The organism is Bradyrhizobium sp. SZCCHNS1022, assembly GCF_032484835.1.
In the GTDB taxonomy this organism is placed as follows: domain Bacteria; phylum Pseudomonadota; class Alphaproteobacteria; order Rhizobiales; family Xanthobacteraceae; genus Bradyrhizobium.
The window spans coordinates 1454267-1476426 of sequence record NZ_JAUETT010000001.1 but is presented as its reverse complement, the minus strand read 5'-3'; the positions used below and the strand labels follow the sequence as shown (position 1 = coordinate 1476426).

Annotated in this window: 20 protein-coding genes and 1 pseudogene; 6 read left to right on the top strand and 15 right to left on the bottom strand. The window is 64.4% G+C overall.

The genetic code is table 11. The features are described 5' to 3' along the window. Window positions 1-127: 127 nt before the first annotated feature. The 4 genes from QX071_RS06630 to QX071_RS06615 form a co-directional block, all read right to left on the bottom strand. Complete coding sequence (locus tag QX071_RS06630) at window positions 128-760, bottom strand: hypothetical protein (protein ID WP_315701688.1); 633 nt, start codon at window positions 758-760, stop codon at window positions 128-130. Between the two features lie 64 nt (window positions 761-824). Next, window positions 825-1406 carry a YqaA family protein gene (locus tag QX071_RS06625; protein ID WP_315701689.1) on the bottom strand — a complete coding sequence of 194 codons (582 nt, stop codon included), beginning with the start codon at window positions 1404-1406 and terminating at the stop codon, window positions 825-827. Window positions 1407-1493: 87 nt separating this feature from the next. Further along, window positions 1494-1895, bottom strand: coding sequence for a phosphoribosyl-ATP diphosphatase (gene hisE, locus QX071_RS06620; protein WP_315703107.1), 402 nt, complete (start codon window positions 1893-1895; stop codon window positions 1494-1496). Window positions 1896-2000: 105 nt separating this feature from the next. Then, window positions 2001-2396 carry a hypothetical protein gene (locus QX071_RS06615; protein ID WP_315701690.1) on the bottom strand — a complete coding sequence of 132 codons (396 nt, stop codon included), beginning with the start codon at window positions 2394-2396 and terminating at the stop codon, window positions 2001-2003. Between the two features lie 243 nt (window positions 2397-2639). On the opposite strand from QX071_RS06615, the gene QX071_RS06610 reads away from it, so the two are divergent. The 5 genes from QX071_RS06610 (at window position 2640) to QX071_RS06590 (ending at window position 9720) form a co-directional block, all read left to right on the top strand. Further along, on the top strand, window positions 2640-3689 hold the full coding sequence (locus QX071_RS06610; RefSeq protein WP_315701691.1) for an ABC transporter substrate-binding protein: 1050 nt from the start codon (window positions 2640-2642) through the stop codon (window positions 3687-3689). A gap of 96 nt (window positions 3690-3785) precedes the next feature. After that, on the top strand, window positions 3786-5576 hold the full coding sequence (locus QX071_RS06605) for a glucan ABC transporter ATP-binding protein/ permease (RefSeq protein ID WP_315701692.1): 1791 nt from the start codon (window positions 3786-3788) through the stop codon (window positions 5574-5576). A gap of 173 nt (window positions 5577-5749) precedes the next feature. Then, on the top strand, window positions 5750-7243 hold the full coding sequence (locus QX071_RS06600) for a D-alanyl-D-alanine carboxypeptidase family protein (protein WP_315701693.1): 1494 nt from the start codon (window positions 5750-5752) through the stop codon (window positions 7241-7243). A 178-nt stretch (window positions 7244-7421) separates the two neighbouring features. Continuing rightward, a complete protein-coding gene (locus tag QX071_RS06595; protein ID WP_315701694.1) occupies window positions 7422-9110 on the top strand; it encodes a long-chain fatty acid--CoA ligase in 1689 nt (562 codons plus the stop codon). A 124-nt stretch (window positions 9111-9234) separates the two neighbouring features. Next, a complete protein-coding gene (locus QX071_RS06590) occupies window positions 9235-9720 on the top strand; it encodes a peroxiredoxin (protein WP_315701695.1) in 486 nt (161 codons plus the stop codon). A gap of 182 nt (window positions 9721-9902) precedes the next feature. On the opposite strand, the gene rnhA is transcribed toward QX071_RS06590, so the two are convergent. The 3 genes from rnhA to ispH are packed head-to-tail and all read right to left on the bottom strand — an operon-like array spanning window position 9903 to window position 12319. Then, window positions 9903-10367: a ribonuclease HI gene (gene rnhA, locus QX071_RS06585; RefSeq protein WP_315701696.1), complete on the bottom strand. Its 465-nt coding sequence runs from the start codon at window positions 10365-10367 to the stop codon at window positions 9903-9905. Next, the gene (locus QX071_RS06580) at window positions 10364-11344 is read right to left on the bottom strand and encodes a homoserine kinase (protein WP_315701697.1); all 981 of its coding nucleotides are present in this window, start codon (window positions 11342-11344) and stop codon (window positions 10364-10366) included. The genes rnhA and QX071_RS06580 overlap by 4 nt, the downstream gene beginning before the upstream one ends. A 6-nt stretch (window positions 11345-11350) precedes the next feature. Then, window positions 11351-12319, bottom strand: coding sequence for a 4-hydroxy-3-methylbut-2-enyl diphosphate reductase (ispH, locus tag QX071_RS06575; protein ID WP_315701698.1), 969 nt, complete (start codon window positions 12317-12319; stop codon window positions 11351-11353). A gap of 240 nt (window positions 12320-12559) precedes the next feature. On the opposite strand from ispH, the gene QX071_RS06570 reads away from it, so the two are divergent. Continuing rightward, complete coding sequence (locus QX071_RS06570; protein WP_315701699.1) at window positions 12560-13252, top strand: DUF1013 domain-containing protein; 693 nt, start codon at window positions 12560-12562, stop codon at window positions 13250-13252. 93 nt (window positions 13253-13345) lie between these two features. Here QX071_RS06570 and QX071_RS06565 read toward each other — a convergent pair whose 3' ends face one another. The 8 genes and pseudogenes from QX071_RS06565 to QX071_RS06530 form a co-directional block, all read right to left on the bottom strand. Next, window positions 13346-14095 (bottom strand): OmpW/AlkL family protein, encoded by a 750-nt coding sequence (locus tag QX071_RS06565; RefSeq protein WP_315701700.1) that lies wholly within the window; start codon window positions 14093-14095, stop codon window positions 13346-13348. Between the two features lie 196 nt (window positions 14096-14291). Then, window positions 14292-14564 carry a hypothetical protein gene (locus QX071_RS06560; RefSeq protein WP_315701701.1) on the bottom strand — a complete coding sequence of 91 codons (273 nt, stop codon included), beginning with the start codon at window positions 14562-14564 and terminating at the stop codon, window positions 14292-14294. Between the two features lie 103 nt (window positions 14565-14667). Further along, window positions 14668-16578 (bottom strand): propionyl-CoA synthetase, encoded by a 1911-nt coding sequence (locus tag QX071_RS06555; RefSeq protein ID WP_315701702.1) that lies wholly within the window; start codon window positions 16576-16578, stop codon window positions 14668-14670. Window positions 16579-16737: 159 nt separating this feature from the next. Continuing rightward, window positions 16738-17523 carry a tetratricopeptide repeat protein gene (locus QX071_RS06550; RefSeq protein WP_315701703.1) on the bottom strand — a complete coding sequence of 262 codons (786 nt, stop codon included), beginning with the start codon at window positions 17521-17523 and terminating at the stop codon, window positions 16738-16740. 236 nt (window positions 17524-17759) lie between these two features. Further along, window positions 17760-18560: an SDR family oxidoreductase gene (locus QX071_RS06545; RefSeq protein ID WP_315701704.1), complete on the bottom strand. Its 801-nt coding sequence runs from the start codon at window positions 18558-18560 to the stop codon at window positions 17760-17762. An 18-nt stretch (window positions 18561-18578) separates the two neighbouring features. Next, a complete protein-coding gene (locus QX071_RS06540; RefSeq protein WP_315703108.1) occupies window positions 18579-18953 on the bottom strand; it encodes a DUF1850 domain-containing protein in 375 nt (124 codons plus the stop codon). Further along, window positions 18950-20994: pseudogene (locus tag QX071_RS06535) on the bottom strand (TRAP transporter permease). The gene QX071_RS06540 and the pseudogene QX071_RS06535 overlap by 4 nt, the downstream one beginning before the upstream one ends. Window positions 20995-21163: 169 nt before the next feature. Continuing rightward, on the bottom strand, window positions 21164-22114 hold the full coding sequence (locus QX071_RS06530; protein WP_315701705.1) for a TAXI family TRAP transporter solute-binding subunit: 951 nt from the start codon (window positions 22112-22114) through the stop codon (window positions 21164-21166). Window positions 22115-22160: the final 46 nt, after the last annotated feature.

The window sequence follows — 22160 nt, the reverse complement described above, 5'->3', positions numbered from 1 at the left end:
ACGGGCAGCGCCGACGATGCCAGACATCATGACCGCAACGCAAACGGAAGGGAACCGATCAGGAGATTGCTGACGGGGTCTTGCGTGGACATGCTGCCGCGCGTTGCGTGTCCATCGCCGTGCGCGGCTATTGGCAGAGCGCCGAAGTCACGTAGGTATCGGTGCGGCAATCACCCGGTTTGCGCTGGCGTCCGGGAATCAAGACCTTGGCCGAGCAGGACTCGGCCGCATCGGTGTTGAGGCTCTTGCCTTCCTTGTAGCCCTTGCCTTGGCAGAGCTTGTTCGCGCCGAGCTTGCAATCCGGCGTGCCGTTCGCGGCGAGGGGACAGACCGAGCGGCCCGAGACCATGCTCGACGGCTTGGCGAGCCGCGACAGGGTCTCACCGCTCTGCTTGAGCGCGTCCTTGACCGTTTCGCCGTCGCCGTCCTTGCCCAGGATGCTCGCCGCATCCTTTGCCGGCTCGGCAGGGGCCGCATTTTTGTCGCCGCCCGTCTCGCCTGCGCTCTTGAGCGGCAGGATCGACATCTTCTCGAACAGCTTGCCGAGCTCGTCGACGATCCCCGAGCCGTCGGAATGCGCCGGCGCCTCTCCCGCATTGGGCGGTGCTGGCGTGGCCGGTGGCTGCTCCCGCAGGCCGAGGGATGGCTGAGACTGCGCCCATGCTGCGCCGGCCCCAATCAGCCAGAGTGCAACCAGGATCGACGCGGTGACTGCCGAATATTGCAGGCTGGAGAAGGGCGCGCCGGATCGGAGGGTCATTGCCGCAATCTAGACCGCGTGAGAGGCCTCGCAAAGCACAGAGAACTCTCCAGCAAAGACCCCATCAGATCATCTTGAATGCGATGACGAAGCCGAGAACCAAGACCGCAGCGCCAAGCGCAACCCACAGCCCGAGATGCTTTTCGATCCGAACCCTGATCCAGTCACCGTAGCGGTTGAGCAGAACGGCGGCGATGAAGAAGCGGGCGCCGCGGGCCACGATCGAGCACAAGACAAACAGCAGCAGATTGTAGCCGGCAAAGCCCGAGGTGATGGTCACGAGCTTGTAGGGGATCGGCGTCAGACCTTTGAGCAGGATGATGACCGCGCCCCATTCGGCATAGGAGGCTCTGAAAGCCTCGACTTTGCCGCCGAGCCCGTACAGCTGGATCAGGTAATGTCCGAGCGAGTCGTAGAGCAGCGCGCCGATCGCATAGCCGAGCATTCCACCCGCGACCGACGCCAGCGTGCAGACGCCGGCGAACAGCCAAGCCCGCTGCGGCTTCGCCAGCGACATCGGGATCAGCATCACATCCGGGGGGATCGGGAAGAAGGAACTCTCGGCGAAGGCAACCGCAGCCATGATCCAGAGGGCATGCGGCTTGTGGGCGGCGTCGAGACACCAATCGTAGATCCGTCTGAGCATGGTCCGCGATGAAGCAAACCGCGGCCCATTTGTCCACGGCCCATTTGTTCAAGGCGAGCTTCGCCCCCGCTCCGGATGGCAGCCGGATTAGTGCCGCTTGCGCAAAGCGCGCGCTTCGGTCGCGACAATTGGCCGCCGGGCCAGCCGAGCCTGCGCCGGTTTGGGGACCTTTACCGGCGACTTCGGCAGCTTCTCGGCGATGCCCAGCAAAAGCTCGCGCCGCGCCATCTCGCGCCAGACGTCGTCCGGCCGCACGCCGATCTCGGCCCACAGCACCGCGAGATTGTAGATCAGGTCGGCGCTTTCGCGCACCACCGCTTGGGCGTCGCCCCTGACCGCATCGATGGCGACCTCGACGGCCTCCTCGGTGAGCTTCTTGGCCATTTTGGGCGTGCCCTGCTGCAACAGCTTGGCCGTGCGCGAGCGGGCAGGATCCAGGTCTCTGGCCGCCAGCACCGCGAGATAGAGCCGCTCGATCGAATCACCCATGACGGCAGAATAGTTAAAGGCCATGGCAGGCACGTTAACGCCTGTGTCGAAAATCAAAAAATCCGCCGGCGCGAGGCCGGCGGATTCAGGCGAAGCAGAACTGGATCACCAGCCCTGGTCATAACCGTAATACGGGCCACCGCCGTAGTAATAGGGGCCCGGGCCGTAATAGGCCGGGCGCCCGTAATACCCGTACCCGTAATGATCCTCATAATAGGAGCGCCGGTTCTGCTCGGCCGCGATGGCAAGCCCGGTGCCGACGATGCCGGCAAAGGCCGCCGCAGCCGCAGCACCGCCATTGCCGCGATAATGATGGTGACGCCGGCGGGCGCTGATATCGGTCGGACCGGTATCCTTGGCCGCCGCAGCCGATGGACGAGCCGACGGCGCGGCGCCGGCGAAAGCGAGGGTCGGCTGGACAGCGGTGAGCGCCACGGCCGTAACCGTCGCCAGCACCGCGGCGCGACCGGTACGGGCACGTCCTCCATGGGTCGTGATCATCTCCAAAACCTCCAATGCTCTTGGTCCGGGTAGTCAACGATCAATATGGAGAGTGGGTTCCCCCATTGAAACCGGCGCTTCCGGAGCAAATCGCCGCAGGTGCGCTCATGAACTGTTCAGCTTCGATCGAGCACGATAAGGCGCGTCGGCCTGGGCCGCGCCGTCCGTCACAAAGCTGACATACAGCCGGCGGGCAGATCTCAAAATTCGAAAGCGCGTCCCCCGGGCGCCGGGCGTCATCAGATGCGCGTGCAACGATCCCCCCTCCTCTGGCGTCCGGTGCTGCTGGCAGCAGTCGTACTGGCCGGGCTTGGTGCATGTGCAGCCTTGGCGGAGGAGACGAAACGGCAGGTCGCCATCCAACTCGCGCTCGAGCGGCCGCTGGAGGCCAGCATGGCGCCGGTCGTGCTGGCAACCAGCCACGGGCTGTTCGGCGGCGAAGGCGTGGCGGTGACAACGACGATCGCGAAGGGATCGGCGGATGCAATTGCGCGCGTCGCATCCGGCGAGAGCGAGCTTGCAGTCGCCGACATCAATGAGTTGATCCGCTACCGTGACAATACCGCGAACCCGCCGGTCAAAGCGGTGTTCGTGCTGTTCAACCGGGCGCCCTACGCCATCATCGCGCGCAAGAGCCGCGGCATTCATGCCCTCGCGGATCTCGAGGGCAAGACGCTCGGCGTGACCGAAGGCGATCTCTCGATCCGGCTGTGGCCGGCGCTGGCGCGGCAGAACGACATCAAGACCTCCGCCGTCAAACTGTCGCGCATCGGAGCCGCGGTGCGCGAGCCGATTCTCTCCGCCGGTCAGGTCGATGCCGTCAGCGGCTTTTCCTATCTCTCCGCCGTGAACCTGCGCGACCGCGGCGTGCCGGCGGCGGACCTCGCAGTGCTACGCTTTGCCGATTACGGCTGCGAAGCCTATGGGCAGGCGATCATCGTCAGCCCGGCTTTCGCGGCGGCGCAGCCGGCCGCGGTGAAAGGATTCCTGCGCGCCCTGGTGGGCGGCTTGCACCTCGCGATCAAGGACCCGCCGGTCGCCGCGGCCGAGGTGGTCAGCCGGATGGATGACGGCTCCCGCGAGCTTGAACTCAGCCGGCTGGAGACTGTGCTGGCCGACAACGTGCTCACGCCGGAGGTGCGGCGTAACGGGATCGGCGGAATCGATCCCGCCCGGCTGGAGCGCGCGATCGACCAGATCGCCGAGGACTATCAATTCCACACGCGGCCCAAGGCGACCGACATCTTCGACGACAGCTTTCTGCCGCCGGTCGACAGTCGCCTGATCGATTGAGCGCTCCAATTAAGCGCTGTCGCTCCGTCACCATCCCGGGTTAAATAGCGCGCCCGCACTCTCGCTGGCTCGTTCCGCCAATGCAAGCTTCTCGCCATGTCCCTGCTCCGCCTCTATGTCCGCGTGCTTCGCCTGCTCGGCAAGGAGGCCCGGCTCGGCTGGATTCTCGCATTCGCCAACCTGGCGCTCGCCGGCGCGCAATTCGCCGAGCCGGTGCTGTTCGGCCGTATCATCGATGCGTTGTCCGGCAATGCATCCGGAGCGGCGGCCTGGCCGCTGCTCGCCGCCTGGGCCGGGTTCGGCCTGTTCACGATTCTGGCGGGCGCCGCGGTCGCATTGCACGCGGACCGGCTGGCGCACCGGCAGCGCCAGGCGGTCTTGAGCAGCTATTTCGAGCACGTCCTGCAATTGCCGCTGACCTTCCATTCCGGCACCCATTCGGGACGCCTGATGAAGGTGATGCTGAACGGCACCGACGCGTTGTGGCGGCTCTGGCTGTCGTTCTTCCGCGAGCATTTCGCCGCGATCATGTCGGTCATCGTGCTGCTGCCGCTGTCGCTCTATCTCAATTGGCGGCTCGCGATCCTGCTGTTCGTGCTCTGCGTCGTGTTCACGACGATGACGACGCTGATCGTGCGCAAGACCTATGGCATGCAGAGCGAGGTCGAGGAGCATGCCAGCAATCTTTCGGCGCGCGCCTCGGACGCGCTCGGCAACGTCGCGCTGGTGCAGAGCTTCGTGCGCATCGATGCCGAGGTGCAGGGCCTGCGCCACGTCGCGAGCCAATTGCTCTCGGTGCAGATGCCGGTGCTGGGCTGGTGGGCGGTGGTCTCCGTCATCACCCGCGCCTCGACCACGATCACGGTGCTCGCCATCTTCACGCTCGGCATCGCGCTGCATCAGGCCGGACTGTCGTCGGTCGGCGAGATCGTGATGTTCGTCTCCTTCGCGACCATGCTGATCCAGAAGCTGGAACAGGTGGTCGCCTTCATCAACAACGTGTTCATGGAGGCGCCGCGGCTGGCCGAATTCTTCACCGTGCTTGATGCGGTTCCGGCGGTGCGCGAGCGGCCCGATGCGATCGACATCGGGCGGCTGTCGGGCCTCATCGAATTCTGTGACGTGTCGTTCTCCTATGACGGCAAGCGGCCGGCCGTGGAGGATCTCACCTTCACCGCGCTGCCGGGCCAGACCATTGCGCTGGTCGGCCCGACCGGCGCCGGCAAATCGACGGCGATCGCGCTGTTGCATCGCGCCTTCGATCCGCAATCCGGCTTCATCAAGATCGACGGCATGGATGTGCGCGGGCTGAAGCTGTCGGCGCTTCGGCGCAACATCGGCGTCGTGTTCCAGGAAGCGCTGCTGTTCAACCGCTCGATCCGGGAGAATCTTTTGGTCGGCAAGCCCGATGCAACCGAGAACGAGTTGCGCACGGCGGCAGCCCGGGCGCAGGCGCTCGATTTCATCGAGCGTTCCGAGCGGGGCTTCGACTCCAATGCCGGCGAGCGTGGGCGCATGCTGTCCGGCGGCGAGCGCCAGCGGCTGTCGATCGCGCGTGCGCTGCTCAAGGATCCGCCGATCCTGATTCTCGACGAGGCCACCAGCGCGCTGGATGCGGTGACCGAGGCCAAGCTCAATGCGGCGCTCGACGAGGTGATGAAGGACCGCACCACTTTTGTGATTGCGCATCGGCTCTCCACCATCCGCAATGCCACCAGGATCCTGGTGTTCGAAGCAGGCCGCGTGATCGAAAGCGGAACATTCGACGAACTTGTCGCCAAAGGCGGCCATTTCGCGGAACTCGCCAAAGCTCAATTCATGGTGCACAACGACCTGCAAGCCAGCCTTGCGAAGCCGGCCAAGGACAGCCCTGCCGTCACCCGTTAGACGTCACACGCCTTCATCGTGGAATTGATGAGTTGGCCCCTACCCCGGACTGCCGAGCCGGTATAGGTTTGCGGCCCTGCCGCAACCATCGGCACCGGATACGCTTGAAACCCGAGACACACTTGCCCTCCTCTCCCGACAGAGGCGGGTTCTCAAAGGACCGGAATCGAATAGTGCAGCCTCGTCGTCCGTTGCTCCGCAAGTCGCCCTTCAAATCTCTCATCGTCGCTGCCTTGGTGACGCTGTTAGCACCGCGCCTCGCGTTGGCCGAAGCGCTGCTGCTCGTCGAAGCCGACAGCGGCAAGGTGCTGGAGGCGCAGAACCCGACTAATCCCTGGTACCCCGCCTCGCTCTCCAAGCTGATGACGGCCTATGTGACCTTGAAGGCGGTGAAGGACGGCAAGATCACGCTCGACACGCTGTTCACGGTGTCGCCGACCGCGGCTTCCCAATCGCCCTCGAAGATGGGCTTCCGCCCCGGCACCCAGGTCACGGTCGACAACGCGCTGAAGATGATGCTGGTGAAGTCCGCCAACGACATGGCGGTGGTGCTGGCGGAAGGCGTGGGCGGCTCGATCGACGGCTTCTCCACGATGATGAACGAGACCGCGCAGAAGCTCGGCATGACCCAGACGAGCTACGTCAATCCGAACGGTCTGCCGGCCGACGGCCAGATCACCTCCGCCCGCGATCTTGCGATCCTGGCGCGCGCGATCATCCGCGATCTGCCGGAATACGAGTATTTCGTCCACATTCCCTCGATCCGTTATGGCAAGCGGATTACCCAGAACTTCAACAAACTGATCGGCCGCTATCCCGGCGCCGACGGCTTCAAAACCGGCTTCATCTGTGCCTCCGGCTACAATCTGGTGGCCTCCGCGACGCGCAACGGCCGCCGCCTGATTGCGGTCGTGCTCGGCGCTTCCTCGGGACAGATGCGCGCGGTGCGCGCTGCCCAATTGTTGGAGCGCGGCTTCAACGGCAACCAGCTCGCCTGGCTGAAGCCGTCGCTCGGCACGGTGGATAGCCTAGTGCCGGTCGATGCCCCGCCACCCAATCTTCGCGACGAGATGTGCGGCGGCAAGCGCCACAAACCCGCCAGCGACGAAGACGAGGATACGGTGGCCAGTGCAGGCAGCGACAATGGCGGCAGCACCGTGCTCGCTGGCCTGCAGCCGCCTGCGCTCAAGCCGTCGGAACTGCTAGCTGCGGCGCCCCAACCGTCCGAACCGATCCCGGTCTATACCGGCCCGACCCGCACCGGCGCGGCGCTGATCGCTGCCATAGCCGCCGATGCCGACGCCCAGACACCGCCAAAGCACCGCGGCAAAAAGGCGCGCATCGCTGCCAGGAAAGGTGGGGTCGACGCGGCCGACAGCAAAGCCGACGCCAAAGGCCCCAACAAAGGCTCCAAGACGGCGACCCGGACCGAAATGAAGATCGACGTCAAGCCTGGCAAGGCGGCAAAGCCGGACGCCAAGCAGGCGCCGTCGCGCCATGCCAATGCCAAGCCGGACCCGGCAGGCAAATCGGCGAATAAGCCGGCGGACAAGGCAAGCTCCGACAGCGCCTCCGCCAAGCCAGCCAAGCCAAAAGCCGCGGCCAAGCCGAAGAGCGGGGCCGGGACCGGCAGCACCGACGCCAAGCCAGCGCCGAAGAACGGCTGACCCGAGAGCGAGAGGAACATCCTCGACCGGCTCTGCGCGCTCGGCCGAGCCCCTGTTGGCGTTAATCCTCGTCGCCACGACGGTTCCCGGCTGCTTGCCTTGAGCGGCTGGACATTCGATATTGGCCGCCAAGAGCCTCGCCACACGCGGCGAACATGAGAAACGAGAGAGGAAGACCATGGAGCGCATCTGGCTCAAGCAATATCCGGCCGGCGTTCCCGCCGATATCGATCCGGGCCGATATTCCTCGCTGGTCGAACTGCTGGAAGAATGCTTCGCAAGATTCGCCGATCGCCGTGCCTTCATCTGCATGGACAAGGCGATCAGCTATCGCGAGCTCGACGAGATGTCGGTCGCGCTCGCCGCCTATTTCCAGGGCTTAGGTCTGGCCAAAGGCGCACGCGTCGCACTGATGATGCCGAACGTGCTGCAATATCCGGTCGCGATCTCGGCCGTGCTGCGCGCGGGCTTTGCCGTCGTCAACGTCAATCCGCTGTATACACCCCGCGAGCTCGAGCATCAGCTCAAGGACTCCGGCGCGGAGGCCATCATCGTGCTGGAGAATTTCGCGCATACCGTCGAGCATGTGTTGAGCCACACGCAGGTGAAGCACGTCGTGGTGGCCAGCATGGGCGACCTGCTCGGCTTCAAGGGCGTGATCGTGAACCTGGTGGTCCGTCGGCTGAAGAAGATGGTTCCAGCCTACTCGCTCCCGGGTGCCGTTCGGTTCAATGAGGCGCTTGCGAATGGCCGCACCAAGCGCTTCACCAAGCCTTCGATCGGTCCCGACGACGTCGCGTTCCTGCAATATACTGGCGGCACCACCGGCGTTTCCAAGGGCGCCACGCTGGTCCATCGCAACATCGTCGCCAACGTGCTGCAGAACGATGCCTGGCTGCAGCCGGCCCTGGAGAAGCCGCCGCACGTCGATCAACTGCTGATCGTCTGCGCGCTGCCGCTCTATCACATCTTTGCGTTGACCGCCTGCTTCCTGCTCGGCGTGCGCGCCGGCGGGACCAACCTCCTGATCCCGAACCCGCGCGATATCGGCGGCTTCATCAAGGAGCTGATGAAGTATCAGGTCAACAACTTCCCGGCCGTCAACACGCTCTACAACGGGCTGATGCATCATCCCGACTTCAAGAACATCGATTTCTCCAAGCTCAAGATCTGCAATGGCGGCGGCATGGCCGTCCAGCGTCCGGTCGCGGAGCAGTGGCAGAAGATCACCGGCTGCAGCATCGCAGAAGGTTACGGGCTGTCGGAAACGTCACCGACCTTGACCTGCAATCCGCCGACCGCCACCGAATTCAACGGCACCATCGGCATTCCCGTGCCGTCGACCTGGATTTCGATCCGTGACGACGAGGGCAACGAAGTGCCGCTCGGCCAGCCCGGCGAGATCTGCGCCAAGGGACCGCAGGTCATGGTGGGCTATTGGAATCGCCCGGACGAGACCGCAAAGGTGATGACCGCCGACGGCTTTTTCCGCACCGGCGACATCGGGGTGATGTCGGACGACGGATATATCCGGATCGTCGACCGCAAGAAGGACATGATCCTGGTCTCGGGCTTCAACGTCTATCCGAACGAAGTCGAGGAAGTCATCGCGACCCATCCGGGCGTGCTGGAAACCGCCGTCATCGGCCTGCCGGACGAGAAATCAGGCGAAGTGGTGAAGGCCTTCGTGGTCAAGAAAGACCCGGATCTGACGGCCGACGACATCGTCAAATACTGCCACGAGCAGCTCACCAACTATAAGGTTCCAAAACAGGTCGAGTTCAGGACGGAGTTGCCGAAGACCAATGTCGGCAAGATCCTGCGCCGACAGCTGCGGGACGAGAAGAAGCCGCCTGCAGCCGCTTGATGATCATCGCCGCCGCATGAGCGGCGATGACGGACACGTGAACGCGGGCCGCCGTTGCCGTTTTCTTAGCCGCGAATAAGGTACACGCGCCACGCATGAATGAATGCACCGAGGGAGATTGAGGATGACGATCCAAGTAGGCGACAAGCTACCGCAGGCCCAGTTCAGGGTCATGACTGAAGAAGGCCCCCAGGTCAGGAGCACCGACGACATCTTCAAGGGCAAGAAGGTCGCGCTGTTCGCCGTGCCCGGCGCCTATACCGGCACCTGCCACAAGATGCATCTGCCGAGCATCTTCCTCAACGCCTACGCCATGAAGAACAAGGGCGTCGACACCATCGCGATCGTCTCGGTCAACGATGCCTTCGTGATGAATGCGTGGAAGCGCGACACCGACCAGCGGGACGAAGCGATCTTCCTCGCCGACGGCAATGCCGACTTCACCAAGGCGATCGGCATGGAGCTCGATGCCTCCGGCGCCGGCCTCGGCATCCGCTCCAAGCGCTATTCGATGCTGGTCGAGGATGGCGTCGTGAAGAAGCTCAACCTCGAGCCCGCCCCGGGCAAGGTCGAGGTCTCAGGCGGCGACACGCTGCTTGGGCAGCTGTGAAGCGCGCAGCCAAGCAAGCTTGAGGCATACGGCCTCCACATAACAGCTGTCGTTCCCCGCGGAAGCGGGGAATCCAGTACGCCGCGGCTTCTCGATCGATCACTGCCGTCTCTGGAATACTGGATCGCCCGGTCAAGCCGGGCGATGACGGCGAGATAGGAGCTTCGAGCTTCGCTCGGTTACTACCCTCTCACATTCTTCTGCAGCCTTGCCATCGCGACGCCATCGCGCGCCAGCTGGTCGGCGCGCTCGTTCTCGGCGTGGCCGGCATGGCCCTTGACCCAATGCCAGTTCACCTGGTGCGGCTTCAGCGACGCATCGAGCCGCTGCCACAGTTCGGCATTCTTGACCGGCTTCTTGTCCGCGGTCTTCCAGCCGTTCCGCTTCCAGCCGTGAATCCACCCCGTGATGCCCTGCCGGACGTACTGGCTGTCGGTATAGAGCTCGACCTGACACGACTTCTTCAGAGCCTCCAGCGCCGAGATCGCGGCCATCAGCTCCATCCGGTTGTTGGTGGTGTGCGGCTCGCCGCCCTTCAGCTCTTTTTCCTTGTCGCCGAACTTCAGGATCGCGCCCCAGCCGCCCGGGCCGGGATTGCCCGAACAGGCGCCGTCGGTATGGACGATGACCAGGGGAAGACCGCTCACGCCATGGCTCCGGATACGCCGAGCCCGTAGTCGCGAATACTCGCCACGCTCTGGTGGAAGCGCAGCTTGCGGACATATTCGAGCGGGTCCTTCGGCTTGACCAGCGCGCCGGGCGGCACGTTGAGCCAATCGACCAGCCGCGTCAGCAGGAAGCGGATCGCCGCCCCCCGCGCCAGCAGCGGCAAGGCCTCCTGCTCGGCCTCGGAGAGCGTACGCTCGCGGCCATAGGCATTAAGGAAGGCGCGCGCCTTGGTGACGTTGAAGGAATGATCGGCCTCGAAGCACCAGGCATTGAGGCAGATCGCGACGTCGTAGGCCAGGATGTCGTTGCAGGCGAAGTAGAAATCGATCAAGCCGGACAATTGGTCGCCGAGGAACAGCGCGTTGTCCGGAAACAGATCGGCATGGATGACGCCGGCGGGCAGCGCGGTCGGCCAGGATTTTTCGAGATGATCGAGCTCGGCCGCGAGGAAGGCGGCAAGCCCGGCCTGCACGCCGTCGGCGCGCGGTGCGGCTTGCGCAAACAAGGGCCGCCAGCCGGCGACCGAGAGCGCATTGGCGCGGTGCATCGGGAAATCACGGCCGGCGAGGTGCAGCTTCGCCAGCGCCTGACCGATCGCAGCGCAATGGCTCGCATGCGGCTTGCGTGGCCATACCCCTTCGAGGAAGTCGATGATTGCAGCCGGCCGTCCGCAGAGGCTCGACAGCGTCTCGCCGCTCCTCATCCTGACCGGCTGCGGGCAGACGATGCCGTGCCCGGCCAGATGCGCCATCAGCCCGAGAAAGAACGGCAGATCGCCCCTCGCGACGCGCTTCTCATAGAGCGTCAGGAAGAACGAGCCCTTGCTGGTGTGCAGCAGGAAGTTGGAGTTTTCGACGCCCTCGGCGATGCCCTTGTAAGAGAGGAGATCGCCGATGTCGTATTGTTTCAGGAATTCCGCGAGCTCATCGGCGGCGACGTCGGTATAGACCGCCATGTAAGCTTATTCCGCCGCCGCTTCGGGCCTGAGCGAACGCGGCAGTGGGAAGAACTCATTCTCTTCCGCCGCCGACACCGTCTCCACATGCAGCGTAAAGCGCTCGGCGAAAGCGCTCATGATCTCCTCGACGATCACCTCGGGCGCCGAGGCGCCGGCGGTGATACCGAGGCTCTTGATACCCTCGAAGCGCGTCCAGTCGATCTCCGAGGCACGTTGAGCCAAGACTGCAATCGGGCAGCCCTCGCGTTCGGCGACCTCGCGTAGCCGCTGCGAATTCGACGAGTTCGGCGCGCCCACCACGATCAGCGCATCGACCACCGGCGCCACCTTCTTCACCGCGAGCTGACGGTTGGTGGTGGCGTAGCAGATGTCTTCCTTATGCGGGCCCGAGATGTTCGGGAAGCGCCCCTTGAGGATCGCAACGATATCCTTGGTGTCGTCGATCGACAGGGTGGTCTGGGTGACGAAGGCGAGGTTGTTCGGGTCCTTCGGGGTGAAGGTCTCGGCATCCTCGGCGGTCTCGATCAGCGTCACCGCCCCGACAGGCAGCTGGCCGACGGTACCGACCACCTCCGGATGATGCGAATGGCCGATCAGCAGGATCTCGCGGCCGCGCTTGAAGTGGATGGCGGCCTCCCGGTGCACCTTCGTCACCAGCGGACAGGTGGCGTCCAGCGAGAAGAAATTGCGTGCCTGGGCCTCGGCCGGAACCGACTTCGGCACACCATGCGCCGAAAATACCACCGGGGCATTGGTGCTGTCGGGAATTTCCGCCAGTTCCTCGACGAAAATCGCGCCTTTTTTCTTCAAGCTGTCCACGACGTATTTATTATGGACGATTTCGTGGCGGACATAGACCGGCGCGCCATAGATGGTGAGCGCCCGTTCCACGGTATCGATGGCCCGAACCACGCCGGCGCAGAAGCCGCGCGGCGAGCAAAGCACGATTTTAAGGTCTGGTTTGGCTGCCATGAAGCTGATCTGTGCGGGCTGATTTCGGCGACCGAACATCCCCGGGCCGGCAAGCAGGGGCGGTCGTTGCAAATGCGCGTCCAGACACGACTTGGGACCGGTTTCCGGCCCTGTCAAGGCTGTTCTTGAGGCCATTGCGCCAGAGCCCCCGGACAGATTATATAGGAGGCAATTCCCGTCATCGTCGATGACCGCAGTTTCGCCTCCGAGGCAGGGGGCGGAGCACAAAGGAGATTTGCCATGAGCAACGCCCCGCTGATGCCGAAGGCAACTGCCGTGTGGCTGGTTGACAATACCGCGCTGACCTTCGACCAGGTCGCCGATTTCACCAAGATGCACCCGCTCGAGGTGCGCGCCATTGCCGACGGGGACGCCGCCCAGGGCATCAAGGGCATGGACCCGATCTCCACCGGCCAGCTCACCCGCGAGGAGATCGAAAAGGGCGAGCGCGACCCGAACTACCGCCTGAGGCTGCAGGAAAGCAAGGTCGTGCTGCCCGCGCAGGGCAAGCGCAAAGGTCCGCGCTATACCCCGGTGTCGCGCCGCCACGAGCGCCCCAGCGCCATCCTCTGGCTGCTCCGCAACCATCCCGAGCTGAAGGATGCCCAGATCATGCGCCTGGTCGGAACGACCAAGAGCACGATCGCCAGCGTCCGCGACCGCACCCATTGGAACGCGCAGACGCTCACCCCGATGGATCCGGTGACCCTCGGCCTGTGCTCGCAGATCGAGCTCGATTTCGAGGTGCAGCGTGCCGCCAAGGAGCGGCCGATCGACGCCCAGTACAGCGGGGCCACCCTGCTGCCGGCCTCGGAGACCACCCGCAAGGATGAATTCGAGCACGCCGACCGCGACCAGGACGACCTCAACGTCGACGCCGTGTTCGCCAAGCTGAAGACGCTCGGCGGCAAGAAGGCCGAGGACGACGAGTAGGCGCGGCAAGCCGCCTCAACTCAGGACAGAAAAAAGGCGCCGGAGGGTTTCCGGCGCCTTCGTTTTTCAGGAACGATTCAGAAGCCGTCCGGCTCAGAACCGGTAGGTCACGCCGCCGCCGATCAGCCAGGGATCGATATGGGCGCTGCCGGTGACCGGGATCACGCCGTTGACGGTGGCCGAATAGTTCGGCCGCAGCCACAGCTTCTTGACGTCGAGGTTGAGACCCCAGTGCCGGTCGATCATGTAGTCGAAGCCGAACTGCACTGCGCCGCCCCACTGGTTGCTGACATGCAGATTGGTGACCGTGAGCGGCAGACCGCCAATGATCGAGGTGGTGTTGCTGGCGCTATTGTTGAAGAACACGGTGTAGTTCACGCCGGCGCCGATATAGGGCTGGAACGCGCCGAAATTGGTGAAGTGGTATTGCAAGGTCAGGGTCGGCGGCAGCAGCGTGGTCTTGCCGATGCTGAGGCCGTCCAGAGATCCGGTGCCGCTGATCTTGTTCCGGGTCACGCCGAGGATCAGTTCGGCCGCGATGTTCGGGGTGAAGTAGTAGCTGATATCGAGCTCAGGGACGACCGAGTCGCCGATCTTGAGGCCGGAATTCGGCGACGACAGCGCCGGGATGCCCAGCACATTGACCGAGCTGCCGCCCGAATCCGGCAGCACGCCGAGGGCGCGAAGGCGGATCTGCCACGGGCTCCAGGTCTCCACCACCGGAGGCGCCTTTTTGTAGACCGGCGCCGCCTGCAGATCGGCCGCTTGCGCGAAGCCCACCGCCCCGCAGATCGACGCCGCCGCCACCAGCAGCGACGACGTGAGTTTTTGGATTTTGTTCATCAGAAAGTCCCCATCGCCACACTTCAGCGCGGGCCAAGCCGCGCGTTACGGGCGAAGATGTGGCAGAGAGGGGAACCTACCCGATTTGATCTAGATCAATCGCGACCGTTGTGGCGGCAATGTCATGCAACTGTGGCCGGGAGGCCACGGAACGCGACAGCAGATCGCAACTACGCCGCCGCGCCGTCCTGGTATTTCATGGCCGGTCGGGATGGTTGAGCATGTATTCGCCCAGATCCCGCTGCCTGCGGTCGGCGCGGGCTTCGGCCCGCTGCCTCTGCACGTCGCGGTCCCTGCGGCAGGCGACGTATTGCGCCGAGCCGGGCGCCACGGTTCCCCCGGCCTGGCAGAACGAATCATCGTCGTCATTGCCTGCTGCGGCGGCAGGCCCCTGGTGCCGAGCGGCGCAGCCGGCGAGGACCAAGGCAAAACAGAACGGGACGACGAGGAGCGGACGGATCGGGCGCATCGGACTCACAGCCTGAATGGGCGCCCTGTTTAGCCGAAAATGCGGGGTTTGTAAGTGGCCTGCGCCGGGCTCGCGCCCGCGCGCCGGCCCGGAACCCGCCCCGTTATACCCGGCTCTTCAGCGCCTCGCCGATCTCGTCCAGCACCTTGGGATCCTCGATGGTAGCCGGCATGGTCCATTCCTCGCCATCGGCGATCTTCTTGATGGTGCCGCGCAGGATCTTGCCGGAACGGGTCTTCGGCAGCCGGCCGACCGTGATCGCGAGCTTGAACGCCGCCACCGGACCGAGCTTGTCGCGCACCAGCGCCACGATCTCCTTCTCGATCTCCGAAGGCTTGCGCGCCACGCCGGCCTTGAGCACGATGAAGCCGCAGGGCACCTCGCCCTTGATCGCGTCCTTGATGCCGAGCACCGCGCATTCGGCGACATCGGGATGGGAGGCGAGGATCTCCTCCATGCCGCCGGTCGACAGCCGGTGGCCCGCGACATTGATGATGTCGTCGGTGCGCCCCATCACGAAGATATAGCCATCCTCGTCCTTGAAGCCGGCATCGGAGGTCTTGTAGTAGCCGGGGAACTCACTGAGATAGGACTCCTTGAAACGCACATCCTGCTGCCACAGCGTCGGCAAGCAGCCCGGCGGCATCGGCAGCTTGATCACGATCGAGCCCATCGTGTTGGCCGGCACCGGCTTGGCGGCCTCGTCCACCACATCGACCTGATAGCCCGGCATCGGCACGGTCGGCGAACCGTGCTTGACCGGCAACAGCCCGAGCCCAACCGGATTGCCGGCGATGCACCAGCCGGTCTCGGTCTGCCACCAATGGTCGATCACCGGCACCTTGAGCTGCTGCTCCGCCCATTCCACCGTCGGCGGATCGGCGCGCTCTCCGGCCAGGAACAGCGTGCGGAATTGCGACAGGTCGTATTGGCCCAGCAGCTTGCCGTCCGGATCGTCCTTGCGGATGGCGCGGAAGGCCGTGGGCGCCGTGAACAATGCCACGGCCTTGTGCTGGTTGATCACGCGCCAGAACGCGCCGGCGTCGGGCGTGCCGACGGGCTTGCCTTCATACATGATCGAGGTCGCGCCGTGGATCAGCGGCCCGTAGATGATGTAGCTGTGGCCGACCACCCAGCCGATATCTGAGGCACACCACCAGACCTCGCCCGGCTTGATGCCGTACAGATTCTCCATCGACCATTTCAGCGCAACGAGATGGCCGCCATTGTCGCGCACCACGCCCTTCGGCTTGCCGGTCGTGCCCGAGGTGTAGAGGATGTAGAGCGGATCGGTCGCGAGCACGGGGACGCAGGGCGCGCGCTTGCCGTTGACGAGAGCGGATTTACGCAAGGCGGCCCAATCATAGTCGCGCCCGGGCATGAGCTCGCAGACGTGCTGCGGCCGCTGCAGGATGATGCAGGCCTGCGGCCTCTTGTCTGCGAGCTTGATCGCCTCGTCGAGCAGCGGCTTGTAGTGCACGATGCGCCCGGGCTCGATGCCGCAGCTTGCAGAGAGGATCAGCTTCGGCGCGGCATCGTCGATCCGGGTGGCGAGCTCCTTCGCCGCGAAGCCGCCGAACACGACCGAATGCACCGCGCCGATCCGTGCGCAGGCCAGCATCGCCACCATCGCCTCCGGCACCATCGGCATATAGAGGATGACGCGGTCGCCCTTGACGACGCCAAAGTCCTGCATGATGGCCGCGAGCGTCTCGACCTCCTTCAGCATCTCGGCATAGGTGAAGGTCGTCACTGAATTGGTCAGCGGCGAGTCGTGGATCAGCGCCGGCTGATCGCCGCGGCCGGAGGCGACATGGCGGTCGAGCGCGTTGTAGCAGGTGTTGACGACGCCGCCGGCGAACCAGCGGCCATAGGCGCCCATTGTGGGGTCGAAGACCTTCTTGGCCGGCTCGATCCAGTCGATCGCCCGCGCCGCCTCTGCCCAGAAACCCTCAGGGTCCTGCAGCGACCGGGCATGGACCTCGAAATATCGGCTCTGTCCCTGAACGTTCATGGGCTACCTCCGGCATGTTTTTCTGGTGGGATCGAGTGGATCAGGGCGGCCGCCCCAGCCATGATCCGGATCAATTCCAACGACGATTTGGCGGCATTGTCCCGCGAAGCGGGCGCATTTCAAGCCGGAAAGTGCGGCTCGCGCGGCCCCGCCATCCGGCTAATATCCGTCCGCACCCTGCAGCTGCTGCAGCCGGTCGCGCATCGCCTTTTTCAAGTCGTAGCCGGGACGGCCGAAATCGGCGTTGCGGCGGGAGAGATAGGCCTCCTGCTCGCGCTGGCGCAATCGCGCCGCGCGGGCATCGACCTTGGAGGCCTCGCGGACGACCCAGCCGTTGACGACCGAGATTTCACGATCGAGATCGGCCAATTCCGGATCGGCACAGATCGCCTTCTCGACCGGCCGGCGGGCCGTGTCGCAGTTGAAGCTCGGCCGACCCGCGACCGCCATTCGCGCGCCGAGCCGTTCGATCTCCTGGGCCAATGAACGATAATTGCTCCGCGCGCTGGCATGCGTGGGATTGAGCTTGAGCGCGGCTGCGAAATCAGCGAGCGCCTTCGGCCGGTCGCCGCGCTTGCGCTGCAGCTCGCCACGCGCATTGAAAATGTCGGCAAAGGTGGGATCGAGCTGCAGCACGACGTCGTAATCGGCAATCGCGCGATCGGTCTGTCCTCTGCTGATCAGGACGGACGCCCGCGCGATCAGCGCATTGATGCGGTCGGTCTTGGTCGCCTTGGGATTGTCGATCAGCGCGCTGCATTCGCTCAGCACCTTGTCCGCATCGCTGGCCTGGGAAGCGGTGACGCAGGCCGCGGGATCGACCGGCAGCTCCTTGGCCGGATCGGCGGCGCCGACTGCATGCGCCTGGGCCGCGAGCGACAACATGGCGGCGCCCACCATCACGTAAAGGACACCGACGGTACGGGCATTCGAAGGCTTACGCATCAAGAGTTCGCGACGGTGAGCAAGAATGAGTGGGCGCAGCCGAGCTGAAGGAGCAATTTGCGGCACCGATCCCGACGTATGTTTTGGATGCTGCGCTGGGACGACGAGCACCCTAGCGCAGGTCGTTTCGTTTGACGACACACGAATGGATCATCAGCCTGTCATTTAGGACAGTCCTGCAATCGCCGCGACGATGGCCGCCGTCGCCTTCGCACGTCGGCCGGCGGCCAACCATGTCAACTCCGACATGTCAGCCCGCCATCGACCACCAAGGTGATCCCGGTAACGTAGCGCGATTCGTCGGAGGCCAGGAACAGCGCCGCATTGGCGACGTCGAACGCGTCGCCCATGTGTCCCATCGGGACCTGGGCATCGCGCTTCCTCCACATCTCCTCGACATCACCCTTGGCGTAGCTCGCCGCCAGTCCGGCGGAGTGCTCGACCATCGGCGTCTTCATCAATCCGGGCAGAATGGCATTCACCCGCACATGATGCGGCGCAAACTCCACGGCGGAGGTCCGCGTCATCTGGTTCATCGCCGCCTTGCTGGCGCCGTAGCTGACATAGGAAATGCCGACATGGCTGATCGAGGCGACCGAAGAGATGTTGACGATCGAGCCGCCGCCTTGGGCGATCATGACCGGCACCACATGCTTCATCGCGAGATAGGCGCTCTTCAGGTTGACCGCGAAGACGCGGTCCCACTCCGTCTCCTCGACCTCGACGACGCTGCCCGTCTCGGCGATGCCGACATTGTTGTCCAGCACATCGATCCGGCCATAGGTCGCAAGGCAAGCCTGCACCATCACCGCAACTTCAGCCCCGCGCGACACGTCGGCGGTGAAGGCCGTGGCGCTACCGCCCTCGCCCTCGATGAGGCGGACCGTCTCCAGCGCGGCATCCCGGTTGCGGTCGACGCAGAACACCTGCGCGCCGTGACGGGCGAAGGTGACTGCGGTCGCCTTGCCATTGCCCCAGCCGGGACCGATCGAGCCGGCCCCGACCACCATGGCCACCTTGCCCTCGAGACGCTCCATCGTTTCCTCCATCTGTTGTTATTTGTTGCAGACGCTCATGGTGATCGTCGCCGAGCCGATATCATGACCGAAAATATCGGAGAAGGTCCGGCATCGTCCGTCCGAACAGATCCGCCATTCCCCAGCCGCGCCGGAATTGCCGAGCACGACCTCGGCCAGCGGCGCCCGCTGCGGGCTCCACTGAAACCAGCCCTCGACCAGCCGCGCCTCGGGCGGCGGCTCCATGCCGGCACCGGAACCCTTCACCCGCGCCCGCACCAGTTCGAGCCCGCGCGGGGTCGTCTGCCAGTCCTCCTGCCAGGCGGTCTTCTCGACCGAATGAGTCCACGCAAGGGTGAACGCCGCGATCGACAGCGTTTTCACCACGCCCGCGGACGCAAGGCAGAGACTCACGCGGCGGCAACCGCCGCGCGCGACGGCCGTTGCCGCCATTGCCACAGCACCACCCCAAGCGCGATCACGAAGCCGACGGCGTCGCTGTAGGCGAATTCGCCGAGCAGGCAGATCGACGCGGCCAGCGCGGCAATGCGCTCGATCACGCTCATCCGGGCAAACAGGAAGCCGATGGCAACCATGCCGAACAGGCCGATCGCGATCAGCGCCTTGACGGTGGCAAACACCACGGCACCGGCAAAGCCGAGTTCGGCCGCCATCGGATCGCCAGGCTGCAGCATCAAGGCCGGCGAATAGACGAAGATGAAGGGGATCACGTAGCCCGCAAGCGCGATCCGCATCGCCTCCCAGCCGATCTTGTCAGGGTTCTCCTTGGCGATCGGCGCAGCCGCCAGCGCGGCCAGCGCCACCGGCGGCGAGAGGTCGGCCATGATGCCGTAATAGAACGCGAACATGTGGCTCGCGATCAGGGGCACGCCGAGCTTGGCCAAAGCGGGGGCGGCGAGCGCCGCGGTGATGATGTAGGTCGGGATGGTCGGGATGCCGGTGCCGAGCAGGATGGAGAGCAGCATGGTCATGATCAGCGCGCCGAACAGACTCGTCTGCCCGAGTCCGATCACCCAGCTGCCGAAGATCGAGCCGACGCCGGTCTGGGTCATCATGCCGATGATGACACCGACGATGGCGCAGGCCATGCCGACGGTCAGCGCCGACTTGGCGCTCTCGGCGAGAGAATCCCTGCAGGCGTGCAGCGTGCCCATGCCGCCGCGCACGAAGGCGGTGATCACGACGAGGCCAGCGACGACGGAGGCGACAGGCCGATCCAGAAGACGTAACGCAGCACCTGATTCGAAACGCCCATGGTGATGCAGGTGCCGAGGATCAGGGCCACCGTCAGCGCGAGGCCCATCGAACCGGCATAAAGCGGCGTGAAGCCTTCGAACAGCATGTAGACCAGCGCGGCGAGCGGCAGGACCAGGTACCAGCGCGCCACCAGCGCGTGCCAAGCACTCGGGATCTCGGAGGCCTTCATGCCGGTCAGGCCATGCTTGCCGGCCTCCAGATGCACCATCCAAAAGGCCGACGCGAAGTAGAGGATGGCAGGAATGACCGCCGCCTTGACGATCACGGAATAGTCGACGCCGAGCGTCTCAGCCATGATGAAAGCGACCGCGCCCATCACCGGCGGCATGATCTGGCCGCCCATCGATGCCGTCGCCTCGACACCGGCAGCGAAGGCGCGGCGATAGCCGAACCTGATCATCAGCGGAATCGTGAACTGGCCGACGGTGACGACGTTGGCGACCCCGGAGCCCGAGATCGTGCCCATCATGCCCGAGGCGAACACGGCGACCTTGGCGGGGCCGCCGCGGGTGCGTCCGAACAGGCCGAGCGAGACGTCGGTGAACAGCTGGATCATGCCCGCGTGTTCGAGGAACGAGCCGAACAGGATGAACAGGAAGATGTAGGTCGCCGAGACATAGATCGGCACGCCATAGAAGCCTTCGGTGCCGAAGGACAGATGCGTGATGACCTGATCGAAATCGTAGCCGCGATGGTTGAGCGGCGCCGGCAGATACTGCCCGAAGAACCAATAAAGCAGGCAGGCCCCGCACATCAAAGGTAGCGCCAGACCCATCAGCCGGCGCGTGCCCTCGAAGATCAGGACCGCAAGCAGCGTCCCGACCGCGAGGTCGCCATAGGTGGGATCGCCGTCACGCGCGATCAAGTCGGCATAGAAGATCCATTGGTAGAGGCCGCACAGGAATCCGGCTGCACCGATCAGCCAGGCCGCCGCGCGGCCGGCATTGCTCTTGGCCGTGAAATTTCCGATCAGGCCAAAGGTCAGCAGCAGCAGGAAACCGACATGGACGCCGCGGACCACCTGGCTCGGCAGATAGTTGAAGGCTGCGACATAGAGCTGGAAGGCGGCGAAGACGATGCCGATCCCATACGCCAGATGGCCCCAGCGGCCGGGACCAAATCCCTCCGGAAAGCCGTGTTCGAAATTGTCGAACTCGACCTTGACCGGCGTTTCCATGCTGACTGCTTCTAACGTCATGCTTCCCCCAGCGCCTGCGCGGGCGGGGCTGCCGGATGGCCGCCTCGTCCGAGCTCAAGTGATTTACGATCGCAGATCGCCATGTGCGCGTCTCATTCCAGCCTGTTCGACATCAGGCAACGCCGAGAGGACGACTGCGATGCAGCCGCTACTTCATCAGGCCTTTCTCCTTGTAGTAGCGGATAGCGCCCGGATGCAGCGGCACCGGACTGCCCTGCGCGGCGCTCTCCAGCTTGATCTCCTTGCCGGCTGCGTGCGCATTCGCGAGTTCTGGCAGCGATTCGTAGATCAGCTTGGTCATCTGATAGGCGAGATCGTCCGATACGGTCGCGTTCGTGACCAGGTAGTTGATCACGGCGGCGGTCGGCACATCCTTGTCCTGTCCCTTATAGGTGCCGGCCGGGATGACGGTTGCCACGAACGGCGGTCCGATCTTCTCCACGACCTCCTTCGGCACCGCCACGACGGTGATCTCGCTGGAGGTCGACAGGTCCTTCAGCGAGGCGACGCCGAGACCGGCCGACTGCAGCGTCGCGTTCAATTGGCGGTTCTTCATCAGATCGACGGATTCGGCGAACGGCAGATATTCGACCTTGCCCAGATCCTTGTAGCTCATGCCCGCGGCGGCCAGGATCGCTCGCGAATTCAGCTCGGTGCCCGATTTCGGCGCACCGACCGACAGGCTCTTGCCCTTGAGGTCCGCTAATGTCTTGATGCCGGAATCGCCGGTGGCCACGATCTGTATATAGTTGGGATAGATCGCGCCGATCGTGCGCAGCTTGTCGAGCTTGCTCTTGAAGCCCGCCTCCTCCTCGCCGTTCCAGGCCGATTTCAGGGAGTCGCCGAGCGCAAAGGCGAGCTCGCCGCGGCCCTGCTGCAGCAGGATCAGGTTCTCCACCGAGGCCTTGGTGGCCTGGACCTGGGTCTTCACGTTCGGGATCTTGTCGCTGTAGATCTTTCCGATCGCAACGCCGAGTGGATAGTAAACGCCCGAGGTACCGCCGGTCAGCACGTTGATGAAGCTCTGCGCCTTGGCAACGGGGCTGTAGGCCAAGCCTGCGACAAAAAGTGCCAAGCCTACGATTTTGATAGAACGCATCGTTCCTCCCTATTTTGATTTTGCCGGCAAATTGGCCGGATGTGCA

Coding starts and splice junctions, on each gene's coding strand:
- QX071_RS06630 (WP_315701688.1), bottom strand. CDS start 760: ATGACCCTCCGATCCGGCGCGCCCTTCTCCAGCCTGCAATATTCGGCA.
- QX071_RS06625 (WP_315701689.1), bottom strand. CDS start 1,406: ATGCTCAGACGGATCTACGATTGGTGTCTCGACGCCGCCCACAAGCCG.
- hisE (WP_315703107.1), bottom strand. CDS start 1,895: ATGGGTGATTCGATCGAGCGGCTCTATCTCGCGGTGCTGGCGGCCAGA.
- QX071_RS06615 (WP_315701690.1), bottom strand. CDS start 2,396: ATGATCACGACCCATGGAGGACGTGCCCGTACCGGTCGCGCCGCGGTG.
- QX071_RS06610 (WP_315701691.1), top strand. CDS start 2,640: ATGCGCGTGCAACGATCCCCCCTCCTCTGGCGTCCGGTGCTGCTGGCA.
- QX071_RS06605 (WP_315701692.1), top strand. CDS start 3,786: ATGTCCCTGCTCCGCCTCTATGTCCGCGTGCTTCGCCTGCTCGGCAAG.
- QX071_RS06595 (WP_315701694.1), top strand. CDS start 7,422: ATGGAGCGCATCTGGCTCAAGCAATATCCGGCCGGCGTTCCCGCCGAT.
- QX071_RS06590 (WP_315701695.1), top strand. CDS start 9,235: ATGACGATCCAAGTAGGCGACAAGCTACCGCAGGCCCAGTTCAGGGTC.
- QX071_RS06580 (WP_315701697.1), bottom strand. CDS start 11,344: ATGGCGGTCTATACCGACGTCGCCGCCGATGAGCTCGCGGAATTCCTG.
- ispH (WP_315701698.1), bottom strand. CDS start 12,319: ATGGCAGCCAAACCAGACCTTAAAATCGTGCTTTGCTCGCCGCGCGGC.
- QX071_RS06570 (WP_315701699.1), top strand. CDS start 12,560: ATGAGCAACGCCCCGCTGATGCCGAAGGCAACTGCCGTGTGGCTGGTT.
- QX071_RS06565 (WP_315701700.1), bottom strand. CDS start 14,095: ATGAACAAAATCCAAAAACTCACGTCGTCGCTGCTGGTGGCGGCGGCG.
- QX071_RS06560 (WP_315701701.1), bottom strand. CDS start 14,564: ATGCGCCCGATCCGTCCGCTCCTCGTCGTCCCGTTCTGTTTTGCCTTG.
- QX071_RS06555 (WP_315701702.1), bottom strand. CDS start 16,578: ATGAACGTTCAGGGACAGAGCCGATATTTCGAGGTCCATGCCCGGTCG.
- QX071_RS06550 (WP_315701703.1), bottom strand. CDS start 17,523: ATGCGTAAGCCTTCGAATGCCCGTACCGTCGGTGTCCTTTACGTGATG.
- QX071_RS06545 (WP_315701704.1), bottom strand. CDS start 18,560: ATGGAGCGTCTCGAGGGCAAGGTGGCCATGGTGGTCGGGGCCGGCTCG.
- QX071_RS06530 (WP_315701705.1), bottom strand. CDS start 22,114: ATGCGTTCTATCAAAATCGTAGGCTTGGCACTTTTTGTCGCAGGCTTG.